Source organism: Methylophaga sp. (genome assembly GCF_030651745.1).
In genome coordinates, this window is the sequence record NZ_JAUSCC010000079.1 from 13,556 (window position 1) to 31,305 (window position 17,750).

Genomic DNA, 17,750 nt, shown 5'->3' on the forward strand with positions numbered 1-17,750 from the left:
AGTCAGCAATGCTGTTCTAATGCCCACAAAACATGCTCACGAACTAACTCAGAAGGATGCTCAAGCCGGGCGTTTAATGCCGCAACTACCCTATCTGATGTGTCGGCATTACCCAACGCGATCGCAATATTTCGCAACCAGCATTCATAGCCGATACGCCGTATAGGGCTTCCTTCCAGTCGTTGGAGAAATTCTGATTCGGTCCAGGCAAATAAATCCACCAGCTTTGGTGCATCCAGCCCTTCGCGTGGTAAGTAGGCTGACTCAGTCGTCATCTGGGCAAATTTGTTCCATGGACATACCAGCTGGCAATCATCACAGCCATAGATACGGTTGCCCATCATTGGGCGAAATTCCAAAGGGATACTGCCGCGAAGCTCAATAGTAAGATAAGAAATACAACGCCGGGCATCGAGTTCATACGGAGCAACGATTGCCTGCGTCGGACAGATACTAATACAGGCAGTACAACTACCGCAATGCTCGGTTACTGGCTCGGTTAATGGCAGTGGTAAATCGGTATAAATTTCCCCCAGGAAGAAATACGATCCATTTTGACGGTTTAATACATTGGTATGTTTACCTATCCAGCCCAGACCGGATTTCTGTGCCAAGGCTTTTTCCAGCACGGGTGCACTATCAGTAAAAACACGATAGCCCATAGCCCCAACGGCCTCTTCAATCCTTTGTGACAGGCGAAGTAAACGCTTACGCATCAATTTATGATAATCGCGTCCAAGTGCATAACGGGAGACAAAACCAAGTTTGCTATCGCCAATTACCTGCCAGGCATCAGCTGCAGTTTCCGGCCAGTAATCCATTCTCGCCGTGATAACGCGGACGGTTCCTGGCACCAACTGTTCCGGATGAGTCCGCAAACTGCCATGGCGTTCCATAAACGCCATCTCGCCATGAAAACCACGCGCAAGCCATTGCTGTAATTGTTCTTCTGCAGCAGACAAGTCAATATCACTGACCCCGAGCTGTTGAAAACCCAGCGAACGCGCCCAGATTTGCATATCTGCAAGGAGCGCACGGGGGAACTGCACTGTATTTGGATCGGCCATGCGGGCTATTATAGTGAACTGAATTAATTCCTCCGGACTATTATTGTTATGTCGAACTTGCCCCACGAGCTCTATACGGCCGTACAGACCCGTGAACTGGAACAAATAGTCACACAACAGCACGCTATTTCTTCAGCGACATTAATGTCTCGTGCGGGCACGGCAGCATTGGATGCCATTAAAAACAACTGGCCTCTCGCCAAACACATTCTGGTGGTTTGCGGTACCGGTAATAACGGTGGCGATGGCTTTGAGTTGGCAAGACAGGCTTTAGCAAAAAAATATCACGTCAGCATATTTCAGCTTGGTGATGAGCGAGCAATGAGTGAAGAAACCACTGCAACCCGCCAAGCCTTACTTGCCACCGGTACTGAAATTCAACGTTTTGAAGGCAAATTACCAACCGCAGACCTAATTGTTGATGGACTTTTTGGTACAGGCCTTAATCGTGAAGTAAGTGGTGACTACGCTTTAGCTATTGAAGCAATCAATCAACACGATGAGGGTATTCCGGTGTTGGCACTGGATATCCCCTCAGGTATTCATGCTGATACTGGCAAAGCATTGGGCACAGCCATTCATGCCACTATCACGCTGAGTTTTCTGGGATTAAATACCGGTTTGTTTACCGGTGACGGGCCAAATTACGCTGGCAAAATCTGCTTTGATTCATTAAAAGTACCATCATCTATTTATGCGGCTTTAACCCCGACTGCTCGTCGAGTCACACTTGAAAGTAATGGCGCAGGACTGGCACCTCGTGATCGGACAGGCCATAAAGGTTTGTATGGTCATTTGTTCATTATCGGTGGCGATCACGGTATGTCCGGTGCAGCCCGACTTGCTGCTGAAGCAGGGGGTCGCGTCGGAGCGGGTCTAATCAGTGTTGCTACACGCAGTGCTCACAGCCCCTACCTTAATCTGACTCGTCCAGAAATCATGTGTCACGGTGTGGAAAATGCCGGAGATCTGGAAGCATTATTAAGCTCGGCCAATGCATTAACAGTTGGCCCTGGTTTGGGACAAGGTGAATGGGGAACGACATTATTTCAGAAAGCCATCGAAACAAACCTGCCCATGGTTGTCGATGCAGATGCCCTGAATCTTTTGAGTAAAAATCCGCAACATTATGATAATTGGGTGCTCACACCACACCCTGGTGAAGCGGCACGTTTATTGGGTTGCAGCTCAAAAGAAGTTCAGTCAGATCGCTTCGCCGCGGTTGAGGAATTACAAAAACGTTATGCTGGTGTGGTGGTGTTAAAAGGCTCCGGTACATTAATTTCCAATGGCGAAGCGCCTACTTGCCTCTCCACCTGGGGAAATCCTGGCATGGCAAGTGGCGGTATGGGTGATGTTCTGGCTGGAGTTATTGGTGGTCTTTTGGCTCAACATTTTTCATTGATGGATGCAGCTTGTGTAGGTGTCACATTGCATGGCATGGCTGCTGATAAAGCCGCTGCTCAAGATGGAGAGCGCGGCACTCTGGCAATGGATTTAATGCCGCAGCTCCGTAAATTAGCCAACCTACTTTATTGATATGATTTTTCTCGCTGACGAACAAGCCACATTGGATTTGGCCGCAAAACTGGCGGCCTTATTGCCTGAATCGGCATTTTCAATTCATCTGAAAGGTGATCTGGGTGCCGGCAAAACCACCTTTGTTCGGGGACTGCTCCACGCTCTGGGGCACTCAGGCAATGTCAAAAGTCCGACCTATACATTGGTCGAACATTATCAGCTGAATGAGCGGGATGTTTATCATTTCGACCTTTATCGCCTCGCTGATGCTGAAGAACTGCTTTATCTCGGCATAGAAGATTATTTTTCGACTAATGCGCTGTCATTAATCGAATGGCCGGAACAAGGCAAAGGTGTGTTACCTGAGCCGGATCTGCTTATCTCATTGAATTATCAGACTTCCGGACGGCAAGTGACGTTTACTGCTTATTCGGAAACCGCTGCACAGATCTGCGAAAAACTTCACAATTAATTCAGCTTTACTCTGTATCTCATTTAAAAATATAGAAAAAAGTCTTGATTTTTTATTCCTTCAATCACAAACTAAGGCTGTATAAATTGCAGGAACCGACTATGTCTCGTTTATTTTTGGGATTGATTATGCTGATGTTAACTGCCACTGCGCATAGCGCATCGGTAGAAAACATCCGTGTGTCCCAAAATGACAATATGACAAGAGTTGTTTTGGATTTGGATAAAGCCTTGGAATATAAAAGCTTTACTCTCACTAATCCGCATCGTTTAGTCGTGGACATTAAAGCTGCCAGAGTTAATAAAGCGCTAATCGCCCCCACTTTCAACAGTGCCGTCGTCGATAAAATCCGCCATGCTCAACATGATCAAAATACCTATCGACTGGTTTTTGATCTGAAACAAGCCACAGATTATGAAATCCAGGCGCTGGCACCGGAAGGTCAGTACTCCCATCGTTTGCTGGTTGATTTAAAACACGGCCCTGCCACTGCTGTTGCCAGCAATAAACCTGTACAGCAAAAGCAAACAACAGAAACACCCGCTGAAAAAGCCCAGACTCCTACACCAACTCAACAAGCCGCTGCAGAAGAAGCTCCACAAACGGTTCAAACAGCTACCGCAACACAGACAGAAATGAATACCACCGTGGTACGAAGCCGACCGGTCTTACCACGTCGGGATATTGTTATCGCCATTGATCCTGGTCATGGTGGCCGTGACCCCGGTGCTATTGGTCGCAGCGGTACGCGAGAAAAAGATGTGGTACTGGCCATTTCACGGAGACTGGCAAAACTGGTCAATGATGAACCCGGCATGCGTGCTTATATGACGCGCGATCGTGATGAATTTATTACCTTGAGACAACGCATTCAACGTGCCAAACAAAACGGTGCGGATATGTTTATTTCCATTCATGCTGATGCGTTTCAACGTACCAGTGCACAAGGCTCTTCGGTCTACGTGTTATCTCCACGTGGAGCCAGTAGTGAAGCCGCCCAGATTCTGGCAGATCGTGAGAATGCGGCCGATTTGGCCGGTGGTATCAGCCTTGAAGACAAAGATGATTTGCTGGCATCGGTATTACTTGATCTGTCGCAGACTGCCAGTCTGGAAGCCAGTCTGGAAGTCGGTAACAGTGTTTTGAGCGGACTGAAACGAGTTGGCCCGGTACATAAAAAACAGGTTGAGTCAGCGGCGTTCGTAGTATTGAAATCTCCGGATATTCCTTCAGTTCTGGTCGAAACAGCGTTTATTTCCAATCCTGAAGAAGAACGCAAACTCAATGACGCGAATCATCAAAACAAGCTGGCCCAAGCCATGTTGACCGGGATCCGCAGTTATTTCCAACGTAATCCGATTACCCAGCAGGTTAAACCGCAGCAGCATATTGTCAGCCGCGGCGATACCTTAAGCACCATCGCTCAGCGCTATCGGGTGAATATGACAGAACTTAAATCCACCAATAATCTGCAAACCAGCACCCTGCATGTTGGTGATATATTAAAAATTCCTTGATAATTTCCGACTGCGGATTTCCTGTTCGCAACTGTTAAACTGTGTCGATGCTGACACCAAAACGAATTCATGCCCTCCCCTTACAACTTGCCAACCAGATTGCAGCTGGCGAAGTTATCGAACGCCCGGCATCTGTTATTAAAGAACTGGTGGAAAACAGTCTCGATGCTGCTGCAAGTGAAATCGAAGTCACCATTGAAGGCTCCGGCAGCCAATTAATACAGGTGCGAGATAACGGCTTCGGTATTCATCCTGATGATCTCGGTCTGGCATTAAGTCGTCATGCCACCAGCAAAATTTCTTCCAGTGACCAGTTAAGTCAGATTTCCAGTTTAGGATTTCGCGGCGAAGCCCTGCCAAGTATCAGCTCGGTGTCCAATCTGAGTCTGATTTCCAGACAACATGAAAGTGACTGCGGCTGGCAAATTCATCATGAAGCAGATATTGCCGCACCGGTAGCACATCCTCCTGGAACAACAGTTGCGGTGCGTGATCTGTTCTTTAATCTGCCTGCCCGCCGCCGCTTTCTTCGCAGTGCCCGTACTGAACAGCAGCAGATCCTCATCACCTTACAACGCTTGGCATTAAGTCGATTTGATGTGAAGTTTCAATGTAATTTAAATGGCCAACAAAAATTAAATCTGCCGATTGCTGAAACACCGCCACAACAATTAGCCAGAATCGGCAAGATCTGCGGTCAACCTTTTGTCAAACAGGCGCTGGTAATTGATCAGCAATTTGATTTGATTGGCATAAAAGGCTGGTTGGGCCATACCGAAGCTCATCGGCCGCAAGCTGATCAGCAATACTTTTTTATTAATGGCCGTGTCATCAGAGATCGCTTGATCAGCCAGGTCATTCGTCAGGCGTATGGTGATTTGATTCCACCAGGACGGCATCCGGCCTATGTTCTTTACCTGACGATTCCATTGGATCGCGTCGACGTGAATGTGCATCCGACCAAACATGAAGTACGCTTTCGGGAAACCCGCCTGATTCACGGGTTGATACATCGTGCAATAAGTGATGAGTTACACCGGCAAATCAACTTCACATCGCCAAATAGCTCATCACAACCAGCTGAGCAGCGAATTGCAGAATCTTCGTCCAGTTATCAAAACCATACATTATCAAACGTGCAGATTGCATCGCCGTTGCAGGCTTCGTTTCCGGCAAATGCAACCATTGCAAAAGATACATTTCAGTTATTGCAGCTATTACATCAGCGTTTTGCCTGGGTGTTTTTTCAGCAACGGCATTATCTGATTGATTTGCCCAAAGCCATGTCAATATCGCGCCAACAACAGTTTTCCCGACATTTACAAAAACTGCCATTAAAAAGCAGGCCGATATTAGTACCATTGAATATTGCTTGTACTGCAGCTCAACAAGCTGCCGTTGCTCAACATCAAAGTTTGCTGAACGATTTTGGCTTTGAATTGCAACCTCAGGGTGATGCACTGACCATCAAAAAAATCCCTATTGCGTTGGCACAGCTGGATTTGAAATCAATGGTGCACAATGTGATTGATGCCGTCAGCAAAAAAAACAGCGATGCACAGTCACTTGGTCAACTGTTATTGAACTTGCTACAAACAACTGACAATATTCAACCGCAACAGGTTGAACAATGGCTGCAAAATGTATCTCCACCGGAATGTATAAATCAGCCATGGTGCCGGGAACTTGATCTGCTAACACTTGGTAGCTTATTCTCGGACTGATTAAACATGCACTGAGGCGGTTTTCACATGGATCGAGCCCGTACAGGTTCCACAATAGTCGCAGCGATTCTGGCTGTTATCGTGATATTACTGTTTGGCTATTTGTTATGGAGCGACGCGCCACCCAATCGCAGCGAACTCACCGTCGATCCCCCGATCGAAGTTATCGAACCGGATTTACCGCTGGAAATTATCCGTTCCGCCGAACAAGAGCTACCCGGCAGTGAAGCCATCCGTGAACGGGAAGCAGCGGAGTTTGTGGATCAACTTGCCGGCGCTGATGACAGCACCATCATTGTTAATGAATATCAGGATATGTTTGTCCGACCAGATAGCATTATTGCCCTGCCGGAACTCGAACAACGTACCACCACTTTAAAAAGCCTGATGGATGATAAATCCCTCAGCGCCGATACCCCGCTGACACTTCGCTATACCGAAGAAATCAGGGAACAAACTACCCTGCAGGAACTGGAAACCGAAGAAGAGGATCATATTGCTCCCATCACCATTGTGACCGAACAAGGCGAGACTATAACGGCGCCATTAGTCGAGTTGTTGCAACGGGAAGATATCGATCAATCGGCTCCTGTGACACAGATCCGTCAACAGCAGCAAATCAAACAAATCAAAGCCAGCGAACTGGCTGATGCTGATATTGCAGAGGATCAGCAAATGTCTGTGACCATCAGTCGTGGTGTACAAAAATTGGATATCACGGATTTGATTGATAGTGATAATGCCGAAATGCAGGATAGTCTGTTTTATCTGCACCGGGTAACCGAAGAAGATATTCAAGGTCTTTGGGGAATCATTCAAACAGGCTTGATTCGGAATTTCCGTCAGGGCATTCGACTGCAACGTAACGGTGCTGAACAAAAAGTCAGCGTGCTTATCCCTGCCGATGCCGATGAACCCTTACCGGATGGTCTAAGTTCTTTTTTAGGATTAATCCTGCATCAAAAAGTCTCGACCAGTTATGTGTATAACTTCAATACCCATACCATGGGCCATGATCCCAACCTGATTCATCCCGGACAGGAATTGATTTTAATTCGCTTTTCGGCTGATGAATTAAAAGACATTTACCAGTTTTTTGCTGAACAACGTAGTAATGAATCCCAAACCTTTGCTATTGGTAATTGATGATTGTCGAGATCATCTTAATTGTATTTGTACTCGGTATTATTGCCTTTGCATGGTGGTTTCCATTTGAGTGACACGGCGTTTGTTAAACTCACCGTAACGCAACATCACACTCGGTAACACCAATAAGGTAAGCAAAGTTGACGAAATCAAGCCGCCAATAATAATGGCCGCCATCGGCCCCATGATTTCGCGCCCCGGACTGTCGGCATTTAAAGCAATTGGCAGCATTGCCAAAGCAGTAACCAACGCCGTGATCAAAATAGATGGAAGTCGCTCAAGCGCACCTTGAATAGCGGTTTCCATAACCCAGGATTTACCTTCCACTTCAATCAGATGCTGATAGTGCGACACCAGCATAATGGCATTACGTAAAGTGATACCAAATAACGTGACAAATCCCACCAATGAACCAATGGATAACACCCCTCCCGTTAACCATGCAGCCAATACACCGCCCAATAACGAAAACGGTAAATTGAGTAACACCAGCCAGGTATTTCGCACACTTTTAAGTGCCATATACAACAGAATCAGCACCACCAGCCCTACCAGAATGGAATGCACTAACAAATCCTTACGAGACTCGGCTTCTGCCACAGCCGTACCGGTAAACTCTGGATAGGTATCCGCATCAAACTGCACATCCTGATGCACTCGCTGCTGTAACTCATTGAAGAAAGAACGCAGATCACGGCCACTGACATTACAGGTGATGGTCTGCAAGCGTTGTGCCCCATGATGCAGAATCGCATGACGGCCAGAAACCTGCTGTACTTCAGCGACATCACCTAAGCTCAGCATCCGACCATCCTGAGTGCGTAATGGCAATGTTAATATTTGATGCGGCTGCTCGCGTAATTGCGGGGGCAGCACCACGTAAATATCAAATAAGCGGTTACCTTCAGCAATTTGACCCACCTTGATGCCATCAAAAGCAGTTTTGATATTTTGCATTACCGTGGCAGGTTGTAAGCCCCATTGTGCTAATTCTTCGAGTTTTATACGCACTTGCATCTGCGGTTCACCAGGAGGTGCACGCAATTGAATATCGGTTGCACCATGGATATCAGCCATGACTGCTGCGACTTCACGGGCTTTGTAATCCAGCGCATCAAGATCATTACCATAAATATTCACTACCACCGGTGAGGTGTAGCCGGAAATAGTCTCGTCGATACGTTCCGTGAGAAAGGTATTGACCTCGGAGCTGATCCCCGGAAACTCTTCCAGAATTTCGCGTATTTCATCCAAAATCGCTTGCTGTTCAGGGCCAGAAAGTGGCTCCAGATCTACTTCATATTCGCTGTAATGCGTGCCAAAAGTATCTGCACCGCGCTCTGCCCGTCCGGCCCATTGTGAAGTCGCACGCACTCCAGGAATGGCCGCCACCTGTTTTTCAATCAAACCACCGATTCGTAACGATTCCTGCAATGAGGTTCCGGGAACACTGGCAGTATGAATAATGTAATGACCTTCGCGCAGCTCAGGTAAAAACCGCCCGCCAAAAAATGGCAACAAACTGGCTCCAGCCACACATAAGATCAGCACCGCCAACATTAGTAGTTTGGGGAACTGGCAGGTCACTCGTAATACCCGGCCATAACCGATTTGTAACCAGTGAATCAATGGTGGCTCTGTGGTGCGAGTCACACCGATCCGGCTTAATAAGGCATGACAAAGTGCCGGAGTAACCGTTAATGCCACTAATAACGATGCCAGAATCGCCAGAATATAAGCCTGGCCTAAAGGTTCGAACATTCGTCCTGCCACGCCGCCCAGCGTCAATAATGGAACAAACACCAGCATCACAATCAAACTGGCATACACCACCGAACCACGCACTTCCATGGACGCTTCATAAACGATTTGAATAACCGGCCGCGGCTCTTTTAACGCCGCATTTTCCCGCAGTCGCCGGAAGATATTCTCCGTATCAATAATGGCATCATCGACCACTTCACCGAGGGCAATTGCCAAACCGCCCAGCACCATAATATTGATATTGACGCCAAATTCGAGCAACACGATCAATGCCGCAAACAATGACAACGGAATCGCTGTCATCGAAATAATGGCTGTGCGTAAATTAAACAGAAACAAAAACAGCACCAGCAGCACCAGAGCGCCGCCGACCAGTAAATGGTGACGAATATTTGCCAGTGAGGTTTGAATATAGTTGGCCGGACGGAATAAATCTGCATGCAACTCGATGCCGTCGACCTCAAAACCATCCCGAAACTCATTCAGAGCAGTTTCAATTCCTTGAGTTACGGCCAAGGTATTGGCTTTATATTGACCGATAACCATCAACACAATGCCAGCCTTACCGCCAATAGCTGCACCACCAATTGCGGGTGCCGGTCCATATTCAATCGTCGCCACATCGCCCAAATAAAGAACCGACTGGCCTTGTTGACGAATCACCACTTTTTCCATGGCTTTGGCAGTAACGGGCTGACCAATCACTTGCAGCATCATGCGTTGATTGGCGTTTTCAATAAAACCGCTGCCCTGCAATGCCGTGGCTTCTCGTGCAGCGGCAACAATATCCAAAGCCGATAATTGATACAGCGCCAGCTTTTGCGGATCTAGCTGAATTTGCATTTGCCTTTCAGCCCCACCAAACACATTGATATCGGCCACACCATCTACCGCAAGCAATCTGGGGGTTAAAGTCCAATCCACCATTTCCCGCAAGCGCATCAAACTTTGCTGATCTGAGGTTAAGCCGATAGTCATAATGGTGCCGGAAGACGACTCAAGCGGTACCATCAGGGCAGGACCGACACCTTGCGGCAACTGGCCTTGTGCCGGCATTAAACGTTCAGAAACCAATTGGCGGTTGAGATAAATATCGGTGCGATCTTCAAAGGTAATAATGACCACCGACAAACCGGGCGTCGATGAGGATCGAACAAACATCACATCCGGTAAGCCACCCAAAGCATTCTCAATAGGCTGGGTGACCAGCGTTTCTACCTGTTCGGCGGTAAAGCCCAACGCCTCGGTCTGGATAATGACTTGTTTCGGGGCAAATTCAGGAAACACATCCAGACTGGCTTTATAAATCTGATAACTACCATAACCCAGCATCAATAATGCTAGTGCCAGCACTACGCCTCGTGCCCGAACCGAAAAAGCAACCAAATGAGAGAGCATCCGTGTTCCTGTTAGTTAGCAAAGTGGGAGTGACTAGTGAGGCCGCTAGTCATCATCATCGTCTTCATCATGGATTTGCCATTTGAATTCTTCTGATAACACCGTCTGAGCGCCTGCAGTGACTATTTCATCTCCCGGATAAATGCCATGTTGCAGATAGATACCTTCAACCGATTCAATACCGTCAATCAATGAAATCCGCTGAAAACGCTCTTCGTCGAGTCGCAGATATGCCCAGGGTTGCCCCGCGTACCAGATAACCGATTGATATGGGATGATGACACCGGATAAAGCCGCGTCAGAACTGGGCACCCAGACTTGCAACTGGCCTCCTTCTCTTAATTGTGAAGTTTTATTGAGGAAATACCACGTTTCGCCACTTAATACCGGATCAGCGGCAAAAGCAGCAGCAACTAATTGGGCTTGGCCAACGGTTTCGGATGGATTATTTTGCTGCCAGCGTATGGTGTTCACCTTTTGATTCAGGCTTTGATTCACCGGCAAAGTGACTTTAAGTAAGGCCTGCTCCCTAGTCATCAGCAAATTAAAGTCATCAGTGCCTTTGATCACCCAATCAGCGATAGGTTGCGGCCATTGCTGACGTATTTCGGCATGACAGTTGTTGACCAGTTGTTGCTTTAAAGCCAATTCAGCCTGAGCATGCGTTAAATTGGTTTGGGCGAAGTGAACTTCTTTTGATGCCACACTACCGGTGGCTTGTTGCAGAGTTTTAAGTCGTGATAATTCTTTGCTCATCCCCTGTTCATTAACCTGAGCGAGACGCTGATTCATTTCAAGCTCTGTACAACGCGAGCGAGCTAATCGCAGATCCTGGGTTGGCATTACTATCGCCACCGCGCGCAGCTCCGGAGTAAGGAAACTCTCCATCAACCTCTGGGTTTTAATTGCAGCCATTTTCTGCGCTGCTTCGGTCAGCTCAACCGAGAGCGCAGAACGATGATTTAACTCATTCTCGTCATCATCATCGTCAGAAGAATTTTCACTAGAGTCGATATCCGGCTGGATTTGCTCATCAATAAAGGGCAAAACAAAATACAGCGCTAGCACTACCGCTAAAACACTGGCTATCCACAACAAAATCCGTTTATTCGTGTTCATTATCTATTTGTTGCCCCACTGCAAAAACCACACGGCATTACAGCATGACTACATAATTGTCACAAGGATAACTTCCTGCATCAACTAACAGGACTTGACAGCTAGTTAAGGGACGGGTTTAATACCGCACCTTGTTGGCTCGATAGCTCAGTTGGTAGAGCAAGGGATTGAAAATCCCTGTGTCCCTGGTTCGATTCCAGGTCGAGCCACCACGAATACCAAAGCCTCAGACGCGAAAGCCTCTGGGGCTTTTTTATTTGGTTTGGCAACTCCTCAACATCATGCTCAGCGCACTACCGACAATAGCTAAGCTTGTTTCAGCAAACTGAAGAAATATTATTGCGCCCGAGTTATGGCATCGGCTCAGGGTAGTCACCGCACTGCTATCATAACAATGCCCAAACAGAACTACTATAGGTATCACCAAAAGCCAAGATCACGTGATTTATAGACTGGCTTCCTAAACACCGAACTAATGATGGCTTTATAAGCTCCTCTAAGGTCACTCAAATCGACTTTGACCACGACCTGCAAGTCGGATACTCCAAAAGGCATCAGAAGGGTAAATGCGGCATTTATATTAATGGCAGAGAATGCCGGAACTTGCATCAGATGAGCCCATAAACGGATAACGCTGTGCAATCGGGGATTAAAACTAATTTGAGAGGGAATTACACTCGGTTTTTATGAACGTTCATGGATTTAAATATTAATCTAAGCTTTTATAAAAGCTGGAGGCATAGTCACTAAATTGAAAGTTGCTAGGGCCTGTTTATCTTTCAGAGCCACCACTGCTGGAAACTATTTTTTTCGTCATACAAGGCGGAAATGATGCTGTGTAGTTATTCTACATAAGTCATTTCCAACGCCGTAGGGCGGAAAAATAGTCCCAGCCCTGTGGGTTGTGGCTGAAAATCCACCACTTATGTCCAAGGATGGACGGTATGCCGGCGCGCCAGGGAGGCGCGCGCCGGTCTGCGTTACTCGTCGTTTATTTAGAACGACTAAACTACACTCCTCGCGCCTTGATTGGTGGATTTTCAGTCACAACAGAGGCGGCTATGAAAGATAAACAGGCCCTAGCTCAATAACGCAATCTCAGCTATCAACGCCTGCTTGTGCTGGTCAGACATCCAGCTGGCTTCAATGCTGTTTAATGCCAGCTGTTTGAGCTGGGCCTTAGTTGCACCAAGCCCGCTGACCAGGGCTTCATAGTTCGCATTCATGTATCCACCAAAATAAGCTGGATCATCAGAGTTAACCGTCACACAAAGACCTTTTGCCAGCAAATCCAGAATATTGTGATCGGCCATGCTGTTAAACACACAGAGTTTAAGGTTTGATAGCGGGCAGACGGTCAATGGAATACGTGATGCAATACATTGGGTGACCAGCTCCGGATCTTCTGTAATTCGCACACCATGATCAATACGTGTCACCTGGAGTAAATCAATGCTATCCCGAATATACTGCGCCGGCCCTTCTTCACCGGCATGAGCAACGGTTAACAGACCTTGCTCTCTAGCCTTAGCAAAAACGTTAACAAACTTCTGTGGCGGATTACCGGACTCTGCTGAATCGAGTCCGACAGCATCAATTAAGTTTAAATAGGGCCGAGCCAGTTCCAATGTCTCAAAGGCTGATTGCTCTGAAAGATGGCGTAAAAACGACATAATCAGTTTGTAGGTAATTCCCAGCTCTTGTTCGCCTTGCTGCAAGGCTTGCGTGATACCTTCGATTACGACTGAAAAACTGACACCGCGTTGCGTATGGGTTTGCGGGTCGAAGAACACTTCAACATGACGCACATTTTCAGCTTTGCAGCGCAGCAGATATAACCAGGTCAAATCAAAAAAGTCTTGCTTGATTAACAGCGTATTACACGCCTGATAATAGAGATCCAGAAAGGACTGTAAATTATCAAACTGATAGGCCGCTGCAACTTCATCGACACTATTAAAAGGTATTGCAACCTGATTGCGTTCAGCCAGTTCAAACAAAAACTCAGGCTCCAGGCAGCCCTCCAGATGCAAATGTAATTCGACCTTTGGTAATGCCTGGATAAAGGTTTTCATGTCGTTACTTAGCATCAGTCTTATTTCTTGTAAGGGTGATGGCGCAGCCAATGTTCAGCAATATCAATGCGACGTGCCAGCCAGACATGATCGTGCCCTAATATGTAGTCTATGAATTTCACCAGCCCTTGAAAACGACCAGGACGCCCTGTTAAGCGGCAATGTAAACCAATATTGAGCATTTTCGGGCTGGTTTCGCCTTCCTGATACAGACAATCAAAGCTGTCCTTCAGATATTGATAAAAGTGCTCGCCAGTGTTGAACCCCTGCGGTGAAGCAAACCGCATATCATTACTGTCCAGCGTATAGGGGATGGTCAGCAAAGGTTGTGCAAACTCATCACACCAATACGGTAAATCATCGGCATACGAGTCTGAGTGGTAGATAAAGCCTCCCTGCTCAGCGACTAATTTACGGGTATTGGGGCTATCACGGCCGGTATACCAGCCTAATGGTGCTGAGCCTGTCACACGAGTGTGAATATCAATCGCCTCACGCATATGTTGACGTTCAGTTTCTTCATCGACGTGTTGATAATGAATCCATTTCAAACCATGTGAGGCAATTTCCCAGTCCGCTTTTAACATCGCTGCAACTGCTTCAGGATTCTTTTCCAGTGCCGTTGCTACGCCATATACAGTGACGGGAATATGGTGTTTGGTGAATAAGCGATGCAGTCGCCAAAAGCCCGCTCGGCTGCCATATTCGTATATCGATTCCATCGACATATGACGGGCACCTTCATAAGACTGGGCGCCGATAATTTCCGACAGGAAGGCTTCAGAGCCAGCATCACCATGTAAAATGCAGTTCTCTCCACCTTCTTCATAATTAATCACAAACTGCACGGCAATTCGGGCTTTATCAGGCCAATTGGCATCTGGCGGCGTGGATCCGTAGCCGATCATATCTCTCATAACTGTTTCCTACTCAAATTCAATATCCAGCTTGTTTTGGGTTAATAACAGGCCATCTTGATCGATATAAACGTAGTTGCCGCTGCAAAACGTCAACCCTAGAAACTCCGCTTCTGCTGAATTTTCAATCAACTCCTTGCCCTGACATTTATAAGGGCACGCCCCCAAAGCCCACAGACCTAATGGCATTTCAGCAATAATCACTATATCTCGAACATAGCCATTCACAACAATCGCCTGCCAGCCGTTTTCAACAGCAAGTGTAGCCATTCGGTCACCAAACACTGCGCAATATTTAGCGTTATTATTCACCACTAAAATTCGGTTATTTCCGGCCTGCTCTAATACTCGCCAGACCTGGCTGTTTTCTTCATCAATATTGATAATGTGAATACTGCCAGCCGCCCGTGGTTTTCCTCCGAAACTTTTCAAGCCTGGCAAGGCGACACTGACCAAATCAGTGTAATCATCACAAATATCGGCGGTTCCAATCAGCTGCGCCACTTTCTATCCTTTAATTAATGTTTGTCTTTTAACAACCATGCGGCCAACAGATCTCGTTCTTCCTGAGTCATTGCTGTCATATTGCCTAACGGCATAAAGTCAGAATAAACCGTCGCATTCAGCACCCGATCTTTTGCTGAAAATAATTGCTGTGGTGTTTCCAGCACAATACCTGCTGGTGCTGCGTTAAAACCGGCCTGGGTCGGTTTGGCAGCATGACAACTCATACAATGTGTTTGAACCACTCGCATCACTTGCTGATCGGTAACGTCGGTTGCAGATTCAGCGACTTGATAAGTTGCTGGTTTCATAACGATAAGCAGCACCAGTGTCGCGAAGAAAGCGATGACCAAAATGCTCGGCTTGGTGATGCCTCTATTTCTCAGATTGAAATAATGTCGGGCATAGGCAGTAATTATCCCGATACAAATCAACCATAACCAACCCAATTCATTGGCGTAAACAAATGAATAATGGTTGCTGATCATGATAAAAATCACCGGTAAGGTGAAATAATTATTATGTAAGGATCGAAGCTGGGCTTTCAGGATCTGAATGCTGTCCGGAGGGATATTTGCTTTTACAGCTGCCACAAACTGTTTTTGAGAAGGCATGATGCCCCAAAAAACATTGCCCGCCATAATACTGCCGATGGCTGCTCCCATATGAATATACGCCGCTCTGGGAGAAAACAGTTGAAACGCCAACCAGCTTAATGCGGTAAAAAACAGCACCATCACCACGGCAAAATACAGACCTTTTTTCGCTAGTGGCGTGCGAATCAACAGTTCATAAAAAGACACCGATACAGCAATCATTACCAGTCCGGCAATAATGCTCACATTCGCACTGCTGATCCCCGTTGTCGGGCTGATCATAAATGACTGGGCATTGGCATAATAAACAATCCACAGCATCATCATGCCTGTGAGCCATGTTGTGTAAGCTTCCCATTTAAACCAATGCAAGGTTTGAGGCATTTTTTCCGGCCCCAATTCATACTTGGCTACTTCATAAAAACCACCACCATGGATCGCCCACAAATCGCCTTTTATGCCTTTTTGTTTCTTCCATTCTGGCGGTGCACGTAAATTATTATCCAACCAGACGAAATAAAATGATGCGCCAATCCAGGCAACACCAGCGATAACGTGTAACCAGCGAAAAACGAGGCTTAACCAGTCTAATAGATACGCCGTCATATCATTAAAACTCGTTTAATCAATCGATTTGTCATGTACCTTTTTCCCCAATATGTAGGTTTTTTCTATCAACCTGTCATCCCCCAAACACATCATTGCAAACAGCTTTTCTTCCAAGGTTTCACAAAGTGAATATCGATAGCTCATGACACTGGTTGAGTTGGGATTAAGCACAATAAAATCTGCTTCCTTGCCCCTTTCAAAATTACCAATATAACTATCCAGTTTTAACGTTTTTGCATTGCCTAAAGTCACCCAGTAAAACGCGGTTAACGGGTGAACACTATGGCCTTGTAACTGCCCGACCTCATAGGCGGCTCGCATCGTTTTCAGCATTGAAAAACTGGTGCCAGCTCCAACATCGGTCGCCAGACTAAATTCAACAGCAAATGCCTTGCAGCGTTCTACATCAAACAAGCCACTACCTAAAAACAAATTAGACGTCGGGCAAAAAGCAATGCTTGCCCCATATTCCGCCATGGTTTGCAGTTCGGTATCTTCAAGGTGAACCCCATGTGCCAGCACCGTTCTGTCAGTCAATAAGCCATGCTGCTTGTATACATCCAAATAACCCTCGCAGTTCGGATACAGTGACTTCACCCAGGCAACTTCAGCTTTGTTTTCTGAAATATGGCTATGAATATAAACATCCTCAAACTGTTGTTTTAAGGTTGCCGCGTTAAGCAATTGCTCGGGAGTTGATGTCGGCGCAAACCGTGGTGTGATGGCATAAAACAGACGTTCATAGCCATGCCACTTTTCTATCAGTCTTTTTGTGTCGTAATAACTTTGCTCAGCAGTATCAAGTAACTGATCCGGGGCGTGGCGATCCATCATCACCTTGCCAGCAATCATTCTTGCCTTGTATTGGCTGGCCACCTCAAAAAACGCATCAACAGATTCAGGGTGTTTTGAACAAAACACCATCGCCGTGGTGGTGCCGTTAATAAAACATTCGTGTAAAAACCGCTCTGCAACGTCACGTGCATAGCGTTTATCGCCAAACCGCATTTCTGCCGGAAACGTATAAGTGTTTAACCAATCCAGTAACTGTTCACCATAAGAGGCGATCATATCGATTTGTGGATAATGGGTATGGGCATCAATCATTCCAGGAATGATTAACTTTCCCTTGTTACTCTCATCCACCAGCACATCATCTTCCAATAGCGGTTGTAACTCACTTGCCAGGCCCAACTGTTCAACCAGGCCATTGTTGACGATCAGCAAACCATCTTGGATATAGCTATAGCCTGTTTGCTGTTTTGCATCAGGCTCATCGGTAAAGTGCAGAAAATCTGCACGAATTGCGTAGCGCATGCTT

General features: G+C 46.6%; 13 protein-coding genes and 1 tRNA gene. 6 read left to right on the plus strand and 8 right to left on the minus strand.

Annotation, left to right across the window (positions count from 1 at the left end; genetic code table 11):
• Nucleotides 1–2 precede the first annotated feature (2 nt).
• Nucleotides 3–1,067: a tRNA epoxyqueuosine(34) reductase QueG gene (gene queG / locus Q7V21_RS09520; protein WP_304917070.1), complete on the minus strand. Its 1,065-nt coding sequence runs from the start codon at nt 1,065–1,067 to the stop codon at nt 3–5.
• 48 nt (nt 1,068–1,115) lie between these two features.
• Here queG and Q7V21_RS09525 point away from each other — a divergent pair, with 48 nt between their 5' ends.
• The 5 genes from Q7V21_RS09525 to Q7V21_RS09545 all read left to right on the plus strand — a co-directional run bounded on the left by Q7V21_RS09525 (nt 1,116) and on the right by Q7V21_RS09545 (nt 7,447).
• A complete protein-coding gene (locus Q7V21_RS09525) occupies nt 1,116–2,606 on the plus strand; it encodes an NAD(P)H-hydrate dehydratase (RefSeq protein ID WP_304917071.1) in 1,491 nt (496 codons plus the stop codon).
• Nucleotides 2,602–3,060, plus strand: coding sequence for a tRNA (adenosine(37)-N6)-threonylcarbamoyltransferase complex ATPase subunit type 1 TsaE (tsaE, locus tag Q7V21_RS09530; protein ID WP_370654059.1), 459 nt, complete (start codon nt 2,602–2,604; stop codon nt 3,058–3,060). The genes Q7V21_RS09525 and tsaE overlap by 5 nt, the downstream gene beginning before the upstream one ends.
• 101 nt (nt 3,061–3,161) lie before the next feature.
• Nucleotides 3,162–4,577, plus strand: a complete 1,416-nt coding sequence (locus Q7V21_RS09535; protein ID WP_304917073.1) for an N-acetylmuramoyl-L-alanine amidase — start codon at nt 3,162–3,164, stop codon at nt 4,575–4,577.
• Nucleotides 4,578–4,624: 47 nt separating this feature from the next.
• On the plus strand, nt 4,625–6,301 hold the full coding sequence (mutL, locus tag Q7V21_RS09540) for a DNA mismatch repair endonuclease MutL (protein ID WP_304917074.1): 1,677 nt from the start codon (nt 4,625–4,627) through the stop codon (nt 6,299–6,301).
• A 27-nt stretch (nt 6,302–6,328) separates the two neighbouring features.
• Nucleotides 6,329–7,447, plus strand: a complete 1,119-nt coding sequence (locus Q7V21_RS09545; RefSeq protein WP_304917075.1) for a hypothetical protein — start codon at nt 6,329–6,331, stop codon at nt 7,445–7,447.
• Between the two features lie 39 nt (nt 7,448–7,486).
• Here the strand turns inward: Q7V21_RS09545 and Q7V21_RS09550 are convergent, their stop codons facing one another.
• Together Q7V21_RS09550 and Q7V21_RS09555 are read right to left on the minus strand one after the other, a co-directional pair.
• Complete coding sequence (locus Q7V21_RS09550; RefSeq protein WP_304917076.1) at nt 7,487–10,609, minus strand: efflux RND transporter permease subunit; 3,123 nt, start codon at nt 10,607–10,609, stop codon at nt 7,487–7,489.
• Between the two features lie 45 nt (nt 10,610–10,654).
• Nucleotides 10,655–11,728, minus strand: coding sequence for a hypothetical protein (locus Q7V21_RS09555; RefSeq protein WP_304917077.1), 1,074 nt, complete (start codon nt 11,726–11,728; stop codon nt 10,655–10,657).
• 136 nt (nt 11,729–11,864) lie between these two features.
• Between Q7V21_RS09555 and Q7V21_RS09560 the strand changes: the two genes are divergently transcribed.
• A tRNA-Phe gene (locus Q7V21_RS09560) sits at nt 11,865–11,940 on the plus strand.
• Nucleotides 11,941–12,807: 867 nt separating this feature from the next.
• Here the strand turns inward: Q7V21_RS09560 and Q7V21_RS09565 are convergent.
• Genes Q7V21_RS09565 through guaD form a run of 5 tightly spaced genes read right to left on the minus strand, consistent with a single transcriptional unit; the run spans nt 12,808 to nt 17,746 of the window.
• A complete protein-coding gene (locus Q7V21_RS09565) occupies nt 12,808–13,818 on the minus strand; it encodes an adenosine deaminase (protein ID WP_304917078.1) in 1,011 nt (336 codons plus the stop codon).
• A 5-nt stretch (nt 13,819–13,823) separates the two neighbouring features.
• Nucleotides 13,824–14,720: an allantoinase PuuE gene (gene puuE, locus Q7V21_RS09570; protein ID WP_304917079.1), complete on the minus strand. Its 897-nt coding sequence runs from the start codon at nt 14,718–14,720 to the stop codon at nt 13,824–13,826.
• Nucleotides 14,721–14,729: 9 nt separating this feature from the next.
• Nucleotides 14,730–15,224, minus strand: a complete 495-nt coding sequence (gene rraA / locus Q7V21_RS09575; protein WP_304917080.1) for a ribonuclease E activity regulator RraA — start codon at nt 15,222–15,224, stop codon at nt 14,730–14,732.
• Nucleotides 15,225–15,238: 14 nt separating this feature from the next.
• The gene (locus tag Q7V21_RS09580) at nt 15,239–16,426 is read right to left on the minus strand and encodes a urate hydroxylase PuuD (RefSeq protein ID WP_304917081.1); all 1,188 of its coding nucleotides are present in this window, start codon (nt 16,424–16,426) and stop codon (nt 15,239–15,241) included.
• A 15-nt stretch (nt 16,427–16,441) separates the two neighbouring features.
• The gene (gene guaD, locus Q7V21_RS09585; RefSeq protein ID WP_304917082.1) at nt 16,442–17,746 is read right to left on the minus strand and encodes a guanine deaminase; all 1,305 of its coding nucleotides are present in this window, start codon (nt 17,744–17,746) and stop codon (nt 16,442–16,444) included.
• Nucleotides 17,747–17,750 lie beyond the last annotated feature (4 nt).

Coding starts and splice junctions, on each gene's coding strand:
- queG (WP_304917070.1), bottom strand. CDS start 1,067: ATGGCCGATCCAAATACAGTGCAGTTCCCCCGTGCGCTCCTTGCAGAT.
- Q7V21_RS09525 (WP_304917071.1), top strand. CDS start 1,116: ATGTCGAACTTGCCCCACGAGCTCTATACGGCCGTACAGACCCGTGAA.
- Q7V21_RS09535 (WP_304917073.1), top strand. CDS start 3,162: ATGTCTCGTTTATTTTTGGGATTGATTATGCTGATGTTAACTGCCACT.
- mutL (WP_304917074.1), top strand. CDS start 4,625: ATGCTGACACCAAAACGAATTCATGCCCTCCCCTTACAACTTGCCAAC.
- Q7V21_RS09545 (WP_304917075.1), top strand. CDS start 6,329: ATGGATCGAGCCCGTACAGGTTCCACAATAGTCGCAGCGATTCTGGCT.
- Q7V21_RS09550 (WP_304917076.1), bottom strand. CDS start 10,609: ATGCTCTCTCATTTGGTTGCTTTTTCGGTTCGGGCACGAGGCGTAGTG.
- Q7V21_RS09555 (WP_304917077.1), bottom strand. CDS start 11,728: ATGAACACGAATAAACGGATTTTGTTGTGGATAGCCAGTGTTTTAGCG.
- Q7V21_RS09565 (WP_304917078.1), bottom strand. CDS start 13,818: ATGCTAAGTAACGACATGAAAACCTTTATCCAGGCATTACCAAAGGTC.
- puuE (WP_304917079.1), bottom strand. CDS start 14,720: ATGAGAGATATGATCGGCTACGGATCCACGCCGCCAGATGCCAATTGG.
- Q7V21_RS09580 (WP_304917081.1), bottom strand. CDS start 16,426: ATGACGGCGTATCTATTAGACTGGTTAAGCCTCGTTTTTCGCTGGTTA.
- guaD (WP_304917082.1), bottom strand. CDS start 17,746: ATGCGCTACGCAATTCGTGCAGATTTTCTGCACTTTACCGATGAGCCT.